This window comes from Aerococcus urinaehominis (assembly GCF_001543245.1).
Taxonomy (GTDB): domain Bacteria; phylum Bacillota; class Bacilli; order Lactobacillales; family Aerococcaceae; genus Aerococcus; species Aerococcus urinaehominis.
Genome location: NZ_CP014163.1, coordinates 548,451 through 562,710, shown reverse-complemented (window position 1 = coordinate 562,710; position 14,260 = coordinate 548,451). Strand labels below are relative to the sequence as shown.

General features: G+C 43.9%; 16 protein-coding genes. 15 read left to right on the top strand and 1 reads right to left on the bottom strand.

The features are described from left to right. Positions 1-315 precede the first annotated feature (315 nt). From AWM75_RS02535 to AWM75_RS02480, 12 genes are all read left to right on the top strand, one after another. Complete coding sequence (locus AWM75_RS02535) at positions 316-870, top strand: NfeD family protein (protein WP_067977850.1); 555 nt, start codon at positions 316-318, stop codon at positions 868-870. Continuing rightward, entirely contained in the window at positions 870-1,838 is a 969-nt protein-coding gene (floA, locus tag AWM75_RS02530) for a flotillin-like protein FloA (RefSeq protein WP_067977847.1), read from the top strand. Before AWM75_RS02535 ends, floA begins: the two co-directional genes overlap by 1 nt. Then, positions 1,835-2,308, top strand: a complete 474-nt coding sequence (locus AWM75_RS02525) for a hypothetical protein (RefSeq protein ID WP_067977845.1) — start codon at positions 1,835-1,837, stop codon at positions 2,306-2,308. The genes floA and AWM75_RS02525 overlap by 4 nt, the downstream gene beginning before the upstream one ends. A 1-nt stretch (position 2,309) precedes the next feature. After that, positions 2,310-3,056 carry a sugar phosphate isomerase/epimerase family protein gene (locus AWM75_RS02520; RefSeq protein ID WP_067977843.1) on the top strand — a complete coding sequence of 249 codons (747 nt, stop codon included), beginning with the start codon at positions 2,310-2,312 and terminating at the stop codon, positions 3,054-3,056. A 160-nt stretch (positions 3,057-3,216) separates the two neighbouring features. Continuing rightward, the gene (gene tgt / locus AWM75_RS02515; protein WP_067977841.1) at positions 3,217-4,362 is read left to right on the top strand and encodes a tRNA guanosine(34) transglycosylase Tgt; all 1,146 of its coding nucleotides are present in this window, start codon (positions 3,217-3,219) and stop codon (positions 4,360-4,362) included. Positions 4,363-4,432: 70 nt separating this feature from the next. Beyond that, positions 4,433-4,807 (top strand): preprotein translocase subunit YajC, encoded by a 375-nt coding sequence (yajC, locus tag AWM75_RS02510; protein ID WP_067977839.1) that lies wholly within the window; start codon positions 4,433-4,435, stop codon positions 4,805-4,807. Between the two features lie 54 nt (positions 4,808-4,861). Beyond that, complete coding sequence (locus tag AWM75_RS02505) at positions 4,862-5,113, top strand: post-transcriptional regulator (RefSeq protein ID WP_235585067.1); 252 nt, start codon at positions 4,862-4,864, stop codon at positions 5,111-5,113. A gap of 169 nt (positions 5,114-5,282) precedes the next feature. After that, on the top strand, positions 5,283-5,936 hold the full coding sequence (locus tag AWM75_RS02500) for a metal-dependent transcriptional regulator (protein ID WP_067977834.1): 654 nt from the start codon (positions 5,283-5,285) through the stop codon (positions 5,934-5,936). 12 nt (positions 5,937-5,948) lie between these two features. Beyond that, a complete protein-coding gene (gene dinB / locus AWM75_RS02495; protein WP_067977832.1) occupies positions 5,949-7,091 on the top strand; it encodes a DNA polymerase IV in 1,143 nt (380 codons plus the stop codon). After that, entirely contained in the window at positions 7,091-8,410 is a 1,320-nt protein-coding gene (locus AWM75_RS02490; RefSeq protein ID WP_067977831.1) for a DRTGG domain-containing protein, read from the top strand. Before dinB ends, AWM75_RS02490 begins: the two co-directional genes overlap by 1 nt. Before the next feature lie 8 nt (positions 8,411-8,418). Then, on the top strand, positions 8,419-9,363 hold the full coding sequence (locus AWM75_RS02485; protein ID WP_067977828.1) for a DHH family phosphoesterase: 945 nt from the start codon (positions 8,419-8,421) through the stop codon (positions 9,361-9,363). Positions 9,364-9,375: 12 nt separating this feature from the next. Then, a complete protein-coding gene (locus tag AWM75_RS02480) occupies positions 9,376-10,227 on the top strand; it encodes a M15 family metallopeptidase (RefSeq protein ID WP_067977826.1) in 852 nt (283 codons plus the stop codon). A gap of 58 nt (positions 10,228-10,285) precedes the next feature. Here AWM75_RS02480 and zwf read toward each other — a convergent pair whose 3' ends face one another. Then, complete coding sequence (zwf, locus tag AWM75_RS02475; RefSeq protein ID WP_067977823.1) at positions 10,286-11,740, bottom strand: glucose-6-phosphate dehydrogenase; 1,455 nt, start codon at positions 11,738-11,740, stop codon at positions 10,286-10,288. 132 nt (positions 11,741-11,872) lie between these two features. Here zwf and AWM75_RS02470 point away from each other — a divergent pair, with 132 nt between their 5' ends. From AWM75_RS02470 to AWM75_RS02460, 3 genes are read left to right on the top strand one after another with little or no spacing between them, the layout of a single operon-like run. Then, positions 11,873-13,228, top strand: coding sequence for a DEAD/DEAH box helicase (locus AWM75_RS02470; RefSeq protein WP_067977821.1), 1,356 nt, complete (start codon positions 11,873-11,875; stop codon positions 13,226-13,228). Between the two features lie 18 nt (positions 13,229-13,246). Continuing rightward, complete coding sequence (tsaE, locus tag AWM75_RS02465) at positions 13,247-13,708, top strand: tRNA (adenosine(37)-N6)-threonylcarbamoyltransferase complex ATPase subunit type 1 TsaE (RefSeq protein ID WP_067977819.1); 462 nt, start codon at positions 13,247-13,249, stop codon at positions 13,706-13,708. Between the two features lie 2 nt (positions 13,709-13,710). After that, positions 13,711-14,241, top strand: a complete 531-nt coding sequence (locus tag AWM75_RS02460; RefSeq protein ID WP_067977817.1) for a GNAT family N-acetyltransferase — start codon at positions 13,711-13,713, stop codon at positions 14,239-14,241. The last annotated feature ends 19 nt before the right edge of the window (positions 14,242-14,260 follow it).

Below are 14,260 nucleotides of genomic sequence, written 5' to 3'. Positions count from 1 at the left end.
TCAGCGAGAAGGGGTAGAGGAAATCGTCCATATTTCCTAGACTATTATAAGGTTCGGATTCACTACCCTAATTCGGCGAGAAGGGGTAGAGCAAAGCGCCCAGACCTCCTGGACTATCATAAAGTTCAAATTCACTACCCTAACTCGGTGTGAAAGTGTAGAGAATCAGCGCTCATGCCGCTAACTTTTTATGGTCTTTTAAAATAAAAGGCTTACATCCATGCTATAATATAGTTAAACAAGTAATGGGAGTGATGGCCTATTTTACAGACTTGCTTAATTATTGTCGCTATTGCTAGCCTGTTGGTTGCACTAATGACCAAGTATTGGTTGCCTGCAGGTCTAGTCTCACTGGCTAGTTTACTGGCTTACTTTTACCTAATTGGCCAAGGTCAGTGGTTTACGCTCTTACAATTTGCGGGCGGCATTTTGCTAGTTTTTGCTGAGCTCTTATTACCAACCCTAGGCTTACTAGCCCTAGCCGGTGGCTTGCTAATCTTTTTAGCCTTGCAGGCTGTGACACCAAGTTGGCAGGCGGCTAGCTTTGACCTAATGGTGGCAAGTTTGGTTGCTGTATTGACCTTTTATATACTGGTCAAATTAGGTTACCGTCTGCCGATTACTAACCGCTTGGTTTTAAAGCATAGTTTGGGTCAAGCCCAAGCAAAAATGGCTGAGCAAAACGAGCTGAAATCATTACTTGGCTGTCAAGCTCAAGTTTATTCAGATTTAAGGCCGGTGGGTAAAATTATCTTAGCTGATGGTCAGGTGCTGGAAGCTAGAAGTCAGGCAGATATGTTGGTAACTGGCCAAAGAGTCATCATTATTGCAATTGAAAATGGACAACTTATAGTAAGGGGAGACCATTAATGGCATTGATTATTAGTTTGATTATTTTAGTGATATTAATTATTACCTTCTTAGTTTTCGTACCCGTTGGCCTCTGGGTAACCGCCTACTTCTCAGGGGTACCTGTTTCTATTGGCACCCTAATTGGTATGCGCTTGCGACGGGTCAGCCCGGGTAAGATTATCCAACCCATGATTAAGGCTACTAAGGCTGGACTGGATCTCAATATAAATGATTTAGAGGCCCATTATTTGGCTGGTGGGGATATTAATATGGTTGTAGATGCCTTAATCGCTGCCCAACGTGCCAATATTGACCTGGAATTTGAACAAGCTGCCGCTATTGATTTAGCTGGTCGGAATGTGTTCGAAGCGGTCCAAGTATCAGTTAATCCCAAGGTTATTGAAACCCCAGTTATTGCCGGGGTGGCTATTAATGGGATCGAAGTCAAGGCTAAGGCCAAGGTAACTGTTCGTGCTAACATCGAACGTTTAGTTGGGGGCGCTGGTGAGCAGACCATTATCGCCCGGGTTGGTGAAGGGATTGTGACTACTGTCGGATCAGCCCAGTCCCACACCATTGTTTTAGAAAATCCGGACTCAATTTCTCAGACCATTCTACGTAAGGGACTTGATGCGGGGACTGCATTTGAAATTCTCTCGATTGATATCGCGGATGTAGATGTTGGTCGTAATATCGGTGCCAAACTACAAGCAGAGCAGGCCGAGGCTGACAAGCGGATTGCCCAGGCTAAAGCTGAGGAGCGTCGTGCCATGGCTGTCGCTCAGGAACAGGAAAACATTGCCCGCACCCAGGAAATGAGGGCCAAAGTTGTTGAAGCCCAGTCCAAGGTGCCGCTAGCCCTGGCTAAGGCTTTAGAAGCAGGCCATATGGGGGCGGCCGACTACTATAATCTAAAGAATATCGAAGCTGATACCAGTATGCGGGAAAGTTTGGCCCACGAGCCTAAACCAGGTGAGGACGCATGATTGTTATGATGTTTTGGCTGGCAATTATTGGTTTAAATATCCTAGTCGCTGCGCTAGTGACTAGCTTAGATAAACAAGCTAGGCACCGGCCAGCTGGTAAGGATACTTATCAAGCAGATAGTCTCAGTGATAATTTAGACCAAGTAGTTGAAGGACCTATTATCATGGATGACGACCGGGTATTAGATGCAGACTTAGCAGCGGCCTCTGTCGCTGCTGCTAATGAAGGTCTTGACCATGATTTATCAGTTGCAGAAGATGTCGACCAGTTCACCAGCTACCTAGACCAAGCCCTGGCCCAGACTTTTGCTGGAGACCAGAGGACTGATGTGCAGATTCAAAAACCAGCATCTAGCAAATATCGCGCTGATTCAAATATGAAGCTAAGACAAGCAATGTTACATTATGAAATATTAGGCCCACCCTTGGCTAAACAAGCTAGGACTCGGCCCATAAGAGGAGAAAAATAACATGACAAAATGGGTATTGAATACAATCGCCTTTGACCAATTGTTGCGGGCGGGCAGCCTGAAGCAGGCAGATATTCCAGGATTACTAGCTGACTTTAATTTTTCAGCGATTGAGTATCGGTCGGAGTATTTTGCGGCAGATGAAGATTATCAAGCCTTGGCCCAAGCAGGTCAAGCAGCTGATTTAGCTATATTTCTCTCTATTCCAGATAAATTATTCTTAGATGGTCGACTGAATGACCAGATTGAAAATTATTTTAAGTTGGGACAAGCTGTTGGCGCCAGTCAAATCAAATTAAATCTAGGTCTCTACTTCGAGGAAATGGTAGGCCCTGAAATTGACCGTATCCAAGAATTGGTTAAAAATTATGAGATTAAGCTAGTGGTAGAAAATGATCAGACCCAGGCCACTGGCTCAACTGAATATTTCCACGATTTTATGATTAACTACGGTTTTATAGGTTTGGCTACCTGCTTTGACGTTGGGAATTTCCTTTATATTGATGAAAATCCTTTGGCTGCTTGGAACCGCTTAAAGGACCAAACGGCTTATATGCATCTAAAACAGGTAGAAAAAGCGAGCTTAACGACCCTGTTTGGTTTACAAGCGGGTGATGTGCCCCTGAAAGCTATCTTGAATCAGGTGCCAGCTGACTTGCCTGTCGCCTTGGAAGCAGCCTATCAAGCTGACCAGGTTAATGATGTCTTAGCCGGTCTAAAAGCAGATTTACAATTGTTGACAGATTAGCAAATGGGAGAGGCTGTGGTTCAAACCGCAGCCTCTCTCATTTTTGCTGCCATTACGGCCGAGTCTCACACCCTTCCTAGCAATAGGAAGAAACTTGTCACTACTTAGTTTTCGTGATAAAATTGTTAAGTTACCAAAGATTTATGTAAAGGAGCTAACCATGTCATCTCCGGCATTAAAATATACTTTAATCCACCAAGATAAATACACGGGCGCGCGACTAGGTGAAATAGAGACCCCCCATGGCAAGATTGAAACCCCAATCTTTATGCCTGTCGGCACCCTGGCAACAGTTAAAAGTGTGTCGCCTGAAGAATTAACCGCTATGGAAGCCCAGATTATCTTATCCAACACCTATCATTTATGGCTAAGACCAGGCGATGATTTAGTTAAGGAAGCTGGTGGCCTCCACCAATTCATGAACTGGCACAAGCCTATCTTAACGGATTCGGGCGGCTTCCAAGTCTTCTCCCTGTCTGATAGTCGGACAATTAAAGAAGAGGGTGTTTACTTTAAGAGCCATTTGGACGGATCTAAGTTATTCTTGGGTCCTGAGGAAGCTATTCAAATTGAAAATAACCTAGGGGCAGATATCATTATGTCGTTTGATGAATGCCCAGATTTTAACCATTCTTATGACTATGTCAAGGATTCAATTAACCGAACAACACGGTGGGCAGAGCGGGGCTTGAAGGCTCACCAGCGTCCGGATGACCAGGCCTTGTTTGGGATTATTCAAGGGGCCGGCTATAAGGACCTTCGCCTGCAACACGCTCATGACCTTATCTCGTTAGATTTCCCTGGTTATTCTATTGGCGGTTTATCCGTTGGTGAAAGTAAACAAGAAATGTACGAAGTTTTAGATTATCTGACCCCGGTGATGCCAAGCGATAAACCGCGTTATCTAATGGGCGTCGGTAGTCCGGATGCCTTGATTGAAGGTGCCATTCGTGGGGTAGATATGTTCGACTGTGTCTTACCGACGCGGATTGCCCGCAATGGGACTTGTATGACTAGCCGTGGCCGTCTTGTTGTTAAGAACGCTAAATTTGCGCGTGATTTTGGCCCTATTGATGATCAATGTGATTGCTATACTTGCCGCAACTTTAGCCGGGCCTATGTGCGTCATCTCTTTAAGGCTGATGAGACTTTCGGTCTGCGTTTGACTTCGATTCATAACTTACATTTCTTAATTAACTTGATGAAGCAAGTTAGAGAAGCCATCCGTAATGATCAGTTATTGGAATTCAAGGAAGACTTTTTTGAAGCTTATGGCTTAAACCAAGCTAATCCCAAGAATTTTTAAGCGGATGACTTAATAAAAAATCAGGATATGCTAAAATATATGAGAAGATTCAGAAAGGAGCATTTTATCTATGAACACACTAGCTTTTAGTGGCGGTGGTACCGGCCTATTAATTTACATTATCTTTATGGGGTTATTAGTGTACTTTATGCTGATTCGCCCCAATAAAAAACGTCAAGAGCAGCAGCAAGAATTAATTAATTCTCAAGCGGTTGGAGACCATGCTGTTACCATCGGTGGTTTGCATGGCATTATTGCGGAAATTGATGAGGTAAACAACACGATTACTCTTGATTGCGAAGGGATTGTTTTAGTTTTTGATCGACGTGCCATTGCTCGTACCGAGAAGGGTGACCCCTTCCAAACTGAGGCAGCTAATGATGCCATTACTAATGATGCCAAAGAAGCAGAATTAGCAGAAGAGGCTAAACCCGAAGAAGAGTAGACTGAAGTAAATTGGTGAGGATTGCTTATGACTATTCCTAAACTGAACTTACTAATGCTGAAGCCGGTATTTAAAAGTAAGGCCCGTGAGTTTGCTAGACAGGGATATAGAGAAATTTCTAGCGATGATATTGCAACTTATTTTCTAAATTTTGCCTGGAAGCGCCAGGTCCCGGAAAAGCTAAGTCAACAGGTTAAGGCAGTTAGGCAGCTTGATGCGAACCACTATTTTGATTATGAAAGGCTGCAGGTAACTGTTTACGATGTGTTACCCTTAGATGAAATCGACATTAGTAAATTATTATAAGTTTTCAGGTGTTAGTGGCTAGTAAGATGTTATCACTGCACTTGTAAAGGTAATTTTATGAGGCTGGACGGGGGAGTCCGGCCTTTTTCTTTCTGAGGATATTCTTAGACTAGCTAGGACTGGAGTAGTGTATAATAAAGTTAAAAGAAAAAACGAGGGAGGTTTTTGGATGTCCATTAGTCGCGATGATTATATGAAGACGATTTTAGAACTGGGAGGCAGTGATAAAAAAATCGCTAATAAAGCCATTCGTCAGGTTTTAGATGTATCAGCTGCTTCGGTTACAGAAATGTTAAACCGTCTTCAGGCGGAAGAGCTAATAGCCTATACACCTTACCAAGGGGTCATGTTAACTGACCAGGGTAGATTATTTGCCCTGCAAGTTTTGCGCTTGCACCGCTTGTGGGAAGTGTTTCTCTATGAAAAATTAAATTACTCCCTAGATGAGGTCCATGAAGAGGCTGAAAAATTAGAGCACATGGCCTCTCCTCAATTTATTGATCGCTTAGAGGCTTATTTAGACTACCCCGCCTACTGTCCCCATGGTGGTGCTATTCCCAATAAGGACGGTAAGAGTGAGCCGGAAGCCAAGCTTGCCTTGGCCCAAGTTCCAGCTGGTAGTAAGCTTGAATTGCGCCGGGTAGTTGATGAAAAAGAGCTCTTAGCCTATATTGAGCGGAGCCAACTTAAGTTAAACCAGACCTATTTATTGGCGGAAATCGATCCCTATAGTGAAACCTATCAATTAGTGGACCAAGCGGGTCAAGAATACCGGATAGTCAGTAAGGTGGCTAAACAAATTTTTGTTAATATTATCGACTAAGGATGTGTTAAGGTGCGTACGATTGGCATCTTGCAGTTTAAAGAGCCAGAAATTGATGGTTCACGTAAAATTTTACATGTAGATATGGACGCCTTTTATGCAGCCATAGAACAAAGAGACAATGTAGACATGCGGGGCAAACCGGTTGTGATTGCCCGCCACCCCAAGCAAAATGCTGGCAAGGGGGTCGTGGCGACCTGTTCTTACGAGGCACGTAAATATGGTATTCACTCTGCCATGAGTGCAGCTGAAGCTTACCGGCTATGCCCCCAAGCTATCTTTGTACCAGGGCGCCATGATTATTACCGCCAGATCTCTCAACAGGTTCGGGCTATATTTTCTCGCTATACTGATGTGATTGAGCCCCTGTCTATAGATGAAGCTTTTCTTGACGTGACTGATAATAAAAAAGCTATTCCTTACGCTACCCAAGTTGCCCAAGATATCCAGTTAGCTATCTACCGTGAGCTTAATCTCACCTGCAGTATTGGCGTTTCTTACAATAAATTTATCGCTAAATTGGCCTCAGATTATAAGAAACCCTTTGGTTTGACGGTCATTACGCCCAAACGAGCGCTAGCTTTTTTAGACCAACTACCGATTGACGAGTTTTATGGTGTGGGCAGCCGTTTAGCAGAAAAAATGCATGATTTGGATATTTATAAGGGGGCAGACCTCAAGGCTTTAAGCCAGGAAGACTGTATCCGATATTTTGGTAAGGCGGGTCTAGCCCTTTATGAACGGGTGCGGGGGGTCGATAATCGACCAGTCAAAACCAGCCGTCAGCCTAAATCTGTTAGTAAGGAGCGTACCCTCTATCCCTTTGTCTACCATGAAGATGAGGTCGACCAGATTATTTACCAGTTGTCTAATCAAGTAGCTGATAGTCTCGCTAAAAAGAACCTAAAAGGGCGGGTTTTAACGCTAAAAATGCGCTACGCTGATTTTACTACGATGACCCGGCAAACCCAGCTGCGGGAGGCAATCAGCCAGGGTCAGGATATTAACTTTTATGCCAGGGAACTCTGGCAAAGTCATGGTCAGGTGCAAGCAGGGGTCCGCTTATTAGGAGTTGGCTTGAGCCAACTGCTGACGCGTGAATATGAGCATATTAAACTACCCCTGGATAACTTATATGGAAGAGGAGAAGGCTAATGGCGACCAAACATGAACAGATATTACGTTATATTGAAGATTTACCTATCGACAGCAAAATATCAGTTCGGTCGATTGCCAAGGACTTAAAGGTATCAGACGGTACTGCCTACCGAGCCATCAAGGAGGCCGAAAACCGCCAGCTGGTCAAGACGGTTGAACGGGTAGGGACAGTTAGGATTGAGCCAGTTGCGAATAGAAAGTTGAGTCACTTAACGATAGAAGAGGTAAGTCGCTTAACTGATTGTCGCATATATGGCGGTGCCCAAGGTCTGAATAAAAAAGTGCAAAAGTTTATTATTGGGGCTATGGAAGCTGATGATGTCCGCCAGTATCTGGCTGTGGATTCGTTATTAATCGTTGGTAACCGCGAAGAAATCCAGCGTATTGCGCTCGACCAGGGTGTCGCGGTTTTGATTACTGGGGGCTTTAAACCCTCCAAGGAAATTATTGATTTGGCTAATGAGCGCCAAATTACCGTTATGACAGCCTCATTTGATACTTATGCAACGGCGACTATAATTAACAAGGCCTTAATTGAACGATCTATTCAACGCGAAATTTTAGTCGTCGAGGATATTTATATTCCTTTTGATAAAACTTCCTATATTTATGATGATCATAAGATTGTTGACTATCGGCGCTTAAATCTAGAAACAGGCCATACCCGTTTTCCAGTGGTAAACCACAATCACCAACTACTAGGTATGGTTACGGCTAAAGACCTCTTGGACCATGATCAGGCGACTAAAATTGCTAAAGTTATGACCCCAGCACCAGTAGTTGCCAAGACGCAAATGAGTGTAGCTAGCGTCACGCAAAGAATGTTAGTGGATGGATTAGAGATTTTACCAGTAGTTGACGACCAAAATCAATTACTAGGAATTTTGTCGCGGCAAGATGTTTTGCAGACCTTGCAGTACAGCCAATTTAATAATGAAAATGAGGGTCAGATAGAGCACCTTTTAGATGAAAATCTCAAACAAGTATCATCTAGTCAAGTTAGTAAAACGCACCGTTATCGCTTTACAACTAATGTCACGATGACAGACCAGTTCGGTGTCTTTTCTTCAGGTATCTTATCGGCAACGGCCCAGCGTGTTCTGCACAAGTATATGTCTGAGACCTATAATAAGCTAGTTGTTGTTAAAACTGTTTCACTCTATTTTTTACAAGCCTTAGGTAGTCAAAATACCATTGATTTTGTCATCGAAGAACTAGAACTGACTCGTCGTAGCTTAACAGCTGAAGTTAAGGTCTGGCACGGACAAGAGCTCCTAGCCAAAGCAATTATGACTGCTAATATTTTTGAAAATTAGGAGGACTTATGTTAAATCAATTACTGACAGATATTAAAAACCACGCCACTATCATTATTCACCGTCATCTACGTCCTGATCCGGATGCGTTGGGTTCCCAGTTGGGCTTAAAGCAGGTGCTTCAAGCTAGTTTCCCAGAGAAGGAAATTTATGCAGTGGGGGAAAATGATCATCACATTGTTGGTTTTGAAGATATGGACCAGATAAGCGATCAAGTTTATCAAGAAGCCTTGGTCATTGTTACAGATACGGCCAACACACCGCGCATTGATGACCAACGTTATCAAACAGGGCAAAAAGTTATTAAAATCGACCACCATCCCAACCATGATGTTTACGGGGACTGGCAGTGGGTAGATGATCAAGTGTCATCAGCTAGTGAATTAATTGCCAGTTTTGTATTAGCTAGTCAGGGTCAGCTGCAGATGACTGACCAGGCTGCCCAGTATTTTTTCCTGGGTATAGTAGGGGATACGGGACGATTTCTTTATGATAACACCAGTCCAGAAACCATGAAGATTGCTGGCCAATTACGTGCCTATGATTTTCCGGCCACCGAATTAATGCAGGCTGCCAATACCCAAAGCTTGGCCCAGGCCCAACTTTTAGCCTATGTTTTAGGCCACTTAGAAATTGATGATACGGGCGCAGTAGCTTGGGTATCAATCAGTCAGGATTGCCTGAAAACAATCGGCTTATCTGAATCAGAAACCTATCATGTCGTGCAAACACCGGGATCGATTGCCGGTGTCCGGGCTTGGGTCACTTTTGTTGAGCAGCCAGCTGGTCATTGGCGGTGCCGTATCCGATCTAAAGGTCCGGTTATTAATACCATTGCTATGAACCATGACGGTGGTGGTCACGAAAAGGCTGCTGGTGCAAATGCTTATAGTGACCAAGAAAAATTAGCAATTGTTAAAGAATTAGTAGCTGTCAGCCAGTCTGACAAATAAAGAGGCTTATATATGAAAAAAGTATTTATTCTTAGCTTGCTGGCTAGTTTCACTTTGGCTGCATGCCAAGGTCAAGAGCCGACCACTGCTGGTCAGACCAGTCAAAGCGACCAGCTAGCGGCATCTCAAGCTACTTCAAGCCCCAAAATTGATTTAACAAGTATTAGTGAAGGGAGCTTAACCCTAGCTGATGTAAGCGACAAAAATGGCCAGCCGTTAACAGAGAAAGAGATACTGGCTTTGATTGCAGCTTTACCTGCCAGTGCTAGCTTAGATGATCCTGATTTAGAACTGGTTAATCCAGAAATACCGATTGCCGATGACCAACTTGGTCAGCTAGCCTATACTGAAATGGGGCATCTGTATGATGGGCGAATCACCGGTCCCTATCAGGAACTCTTAGCTGGCGCCTGGGCTGATGGCCATGATTTGGTGGCTATTTCTGCCTACCGGTCTAATGCCCAACAGGCGGCTAATATTGATAGCCGAGTTAATAGTTATCTGGCTAGTGGTTACAGCTATGACGAGGCAGTGGCAGCTACAGCTGCCTATGTGGCCCCTGCTGGGTACTCAGAACACGCTACGGGTCTCGCCTTTGATCTTTTTGATCGCGCCTGGGTGGCCGCTGGCAATGATCTCTTGGTTTCATATGAGCAGGAACCCTCTGCCCAATGGCTGGCAGCTAATGCCCAGGATTATGGTTTTATCCTGCGTTTTTTACCTAACAAAGAGGGCCTGACCCATATTAATTATGAACCCTGGCATTTTCGCTATGTCGGTTTGGACCATGCCCAGTTTATGGCCCAACACGGGTTGACTTTAGAAGAATATCGATTACTTATTCAAGGTCGTGATGCCTTATAAAAAAAGACTTAGCTCAAGTAAGTATTTTATACCTACTAGGCTAAGTCTTTTTACTGTTTTATGAGAATTGATGGTTAATCCAAAAATCATTGTTCCTTGCTAATAGGTCATCAGCTGCTTGCGGGCCAAGACTACCAGCCTGATAGTTAGGGAAATCAGGTGCTGGTAATGTCTCCCAAGCTTCGGTGATGTGGTCTACAATCCGCCACTGGTCAAGTAATTCCTCAAAGGAGGTGAAGTTTGTCTGGTCGCCCTTGAGGACATCATGAATGAGTTTCTCATAGGCCGTTGCTAAATAACCGCTGACCGGTTTGGTCATTTGTAAGCAGGCTGGCTCAGTTAGCATTTGGTCACTATAAGTTTTTTGTTGGATTTGTAAACTGACGCCAAGTTCTGGACTAATGTAAAAGGTCAACCTATTAGGTTGGTCGCTCTGACTAGGATGGCTTTTGAAAATAATGTCAACAGTGGTATATTTTTGGGTCATGGCCTTACCAGTTCTAAAATAGAATGGCACATCCTGCCAACGTGGTAGGTCAGAGAGAAGTTGGCCAGCAATATAAGTTTCTGTCACAGAGTTAACCGCCACTTGATCCTCATCTAAGTAGTCAGGAATTCCTAAATCAGGATTTGCCCCATACTGGCCGCGTACAATCTGATCAGCAACCTGGTCTGGGGATAGGCTGGACAGCGATTTAAAGAAGGCCTGGCGATTAGTTAGAATCGACTGTGGCTTGAGCTCTTGAGGTAGGTCCATTCCTAAAAGAGCGATAATTTGTAAAATATGGTTTTGGAACATGTCGCGAATAGCCCCACTGTGGTCATAGTAACCGCCCCGGCTGCCCACAGGCATATCCTCGGATAGGGTAACTTGGATATTTTTAATATGGTCACGGTTCCAAATAGCTTCTAAAAATGGATTGTAGTAGCGGCTAGCCAGAATATTTAAAACCGTTTCCTTACCAAGATAATGATCAATGCGATAAATTTGGTCCTCACTAAAGGAGATGTTTAGGTCTTGGTTTAAGGCTAGGGCACTCGCTTGGTTGTGACCAAAGGGTTTTTCCAAAATTAAACGATGAATGCCCGGTTGATCGACAATACCACTTTTCTTCAAATTATTAGAAATATCAGCAAAGAGGCTTGGTGAGACAGATAAATAGTAAAAATGTCGGTCTCCGATTTGGTATGCTTGTTTAAGTTGGCCCATCAACTGGTTTAAAGCAGAGAAGTTTTCAATTTTGGTTGCATCATTGGCTAAATAATAGAAATGGCTAGCAAAATCTTTGATTGTCTCAGGGTCATCGCACTCGTTTTGGACGGATTCAAAGACAACTTCTCTTAATACCTCATTGTCCCATGGTCGGCGGGCTGTACCAATAATAGCGAAATGTTCTTTTAAGATACCGCGCAGGTAGAGTCTAAATAAGGCTGGGTAGAGCATCCGTTTGGCCAGGTCGCCTGTTGCACCGAATAAAATAAAGAGTGCATCAAGTTGGTTAGCTTGCTTCAATATTAACTTCTCCTTTCAATTATTGTTATATTATACCTATTTTATAAAATTCTGACAATAAGCTAGGCGATTGGATATATTGACCAGCAATAAAATGTTATAATGTCAAGTGATTATAACAAGGAGGCTGCTATGCAATTTACAGATTACCCTTTGGCAGACTATTTACAGACTGCCCTTAAAGATATGAATTTTTATCAAGCTACTGATATTCAAGCCCAAGTTATTCCAGAAATATTGTCTGGCCATTCCGTTGTTGCCCAAAGCCAGACTGGTTCAGGCAAAAGTTTAGCTTTTTTACTTCCCCTCTTAAGTCAGCTAACTAACCAAGCAGAGACGCAAGTTTTGATCACAGCGCCGAGTCGGGAGTTGGCTGATCAACTTTATCAAGTGACCAAATCGCTTTTAGCTTACGCGTCTGAGGATATTTTTGTAGAGCGTGCTTACGGCGGCACAGATGGCCAACGCCAGGCCCAGCGCTTAGAAGCATCTACGCCACAAATCGTCATTGGCACGCCTGGCCGCATTCTGGACTTAGTTAACCGGCAACTTATTTCCGTCCACCAGGTTAGCCATTTTGTCGTTGATGAGGCTGATATGACCCTAGATATGGGTTTTTTAACGACTGTTGACCAGATTGCTAGTCATATGCCGAATGACTTATCTATGTATGTTTTCTCAGCCACTATACCAGAAAAATTGAAACCATTCTTACGTAAGTATTTAGCTAACCCTAAATGGATCAGAGTGGCAAATGAACAGGTTATTTCACCAACCATTGAGAATATACTCTTAGCGGTTAGGGGTAGGGATAAAAAAGACTTGCTTTACCAAGTAACTCAGGTCGGTCAGCCCTATCTCATGCTGATTTTTGCCAATACAATTGAGACTGTTGACAGTCTCCACCAATATCTCTTGGGCCGAGGTTTAAAGATTGCTAAAATACACGGTGATTTAGATGCCCGTGAGCGTCGTCGGGTGATGAAGCAGGTACATAATTTGGACTTTCAATATGTCGTAGCGAGTGACTTAGCTGCTCGTGGCATAGATATTCCGGGGGTTTCCCATGTGGTTAATTATGAAATCCCTGGTGAATTGGAATTCTTTATCCATCGCGTGGGCCGGACTGGTCGCCAAGGACTTCCTGGCCAGGCCATTACCATGTATGAGCCTGATCATCAAAAGGATATTGCCTGGTTGGAAGGCAAGGGCATTCATTTTGAAGATTATGACATCAAGCAGGGCGAATGGCAACCAACGCGATCTAACCGTCAGCGCCAGGACCGACCAGCCAACCGGGATGAAATTGATCATACGGTTAAGGGTATGATTGATAAAAATAAGCGGAAAAAGGTTAAACCAGGTTACCGCAAGAAACTGAAAAAAGAAATCGGTCAGCATCAACGACGTAAGGCGCAAGAACAGCGCCGGCAAAAAATGCGGCAGCAACGTCGCGATAACAAGGCCCGTAATCAGGTTGACTATTAGGAAATAAGGGAGGTCACTATGTCATTGATATGGGAAAATGAAGCAGCTACCCAGGCTACGGCCCAAGAACTTGCCCAGTATTTAAAACCGGGGGATGTGATTTGTTTGGCCGGTGACTTGGGAGCAGGAAAAACCACCTTTACCCAGTACCTGGCCCAGGGCCTAGGTATCAAGAAGCATATCAAGAGCCCTACTTATACAATTATCCGGGAATACCAGGAGGGGCGGTTGCCACTATATCATATGGATGCTTACCGGCTAGCTGAAACTGGTAGTGAGGGTATTGGTCTGGAAGAATACTTAGACGGTGATGGCGTCTGCGTCATTGAATGGCCCCAATATATTGTAGAAGACTTAGACTTGAATTATCTGTGGGTAACGATCAAACAGTTAGACCAAGACCAACGTCAACTAGAACTAGAGGGCGTTGGCCCCCGGGGTCAGCAACTAGCAAGGATTTTTAAGAAGGCAGGAGAATAAGTGTGCGTAAAGAGCAAATCGAAATAACAATCGAAGATGGCCAAGCTAAGGATGCTAAAGATTTGTTAGCATTTTACCAGCATGTGGGCCAAGAGACAGATTATCTTAGCTTTGGTGAAGAGGGTCTCGGTCTTAATCAAGAGCAGGAGCAGCGCTATTTAAAGCAAGTTGCTGATAGTGATAATAACCGTGTCTTAATTGCCCGCCTAGGCGGTGATATTATCGGTGTAGCCAGTATAGGAGCTGAAGCCAAAGCTAAATTAGCGCATATTGGTGAGATTGGTATCTGCGTCAAGCAGGCCTATTGGGGCTTTGGCATTAGCCGTGTTCTTATCGGCGACTTGATAGACTGGGCTATTGAAAATCCAGTTTTGACCTATTTAAAATTAGAAGTCTTCCATGATAATAAACGGGCCATAGGGCTTTATGAAAAATTTGATTTTACCGAATTAGGCCGTACCCCCCAAGGGCTAGCAGTTAAGGGCCAGCCCGGAGAAACGATTATTATGGGCCGGTCAGTGACGGCAGAATAAGTTCTGCTAGTTTAGCTAT

Bases quoted from the DNA above. Each gene is read 5' to 3' on its own strand.
- tsaE (WP_067977819.1), top strand. From the start codon at position 13,247: ATGTCATTGATATGGGAAAATGAAGCAGCTACCCAGGCTACGGCCCAA.
- AWM75_RS02485 (WP_067977828.1), top strand. From the start codon at position 8,419: ATGTTAAATCAATTACTGACAGATATTAAAAACCACGCCACTATCATT.
- AWM75_RS02535 (WP_067977850.1), top strand. From the start codon at position 316: ATGACCAAGTATTGGTTGCCTGCAGGTCTAGTCTCACTGGCTAGTTTA.
- AWM75_RS02525 (WP_067977845.1), top strand. From the start codon at position 1,835: ATGATTGTTATGATGTTTTGGCTGGCAATTATTGGTTTAAATATCCTA.
- AWM75_RS02490 (WP_067977831.1), top strand. From the start codon at position 7,091: ATGGCGACCAAACATGAACAGATATTACGTTATATTGAAGATTTACCT.
- floA (WP_067977847.1), top strand. From the start codon at position 870: ATGGCATTGATTATTAGTTTGATTATTTTAGTGATATTAATTATTACC.
- AWM75_RS02470 (WP_067977821.1), top strand. From the start codon at position 11,873: ATGCAATTTACAGATTACCCTTTGGCAGACTATTTACAGACTGCCCTT.
- tgt (WP_067977841.1), top strand. From the start codon at position 3,217: ATGTCATCTCCGGCATTAAAATATACTTTAATCCACCAAGATAAATAC.
- AWM75_RS02520 (WP_067977843.1), top strand. From the start codon at position 2,310: ATGACAAAATGGGTATTGAATACAATCGCCTTTGACCAATTGTTGCGG.
- AWM75_RS02480 (WP_067977826.1), top strand. From the start codon at position 9,376: ATGAAAAAAGTATTTATTCTTAGCTTGCTGGCTAGTTTCACTTTGGCT.
- AWM75_RS02505 (WP_235585067.1), top strand. From the start codon at position 4,862: ATGCTGAAGCCGGTATTTAAAAGTAAGGCCCGTGAGTTTGCTAGACAG.
- yajC (WP_067977839.1), top strand. From the start codon at position 4,433: ATGAACACACTAGCTTTTAGTGGCGGTGGTACCGGCCTATTAATTTAC.
- AWM75_RS02500 (WP_067977834.1), top strand. From the start codon at position 5,283: ATGTCCATTAGTCGCGATGATTATATGAAGACGATTTTAGAACTGGGA.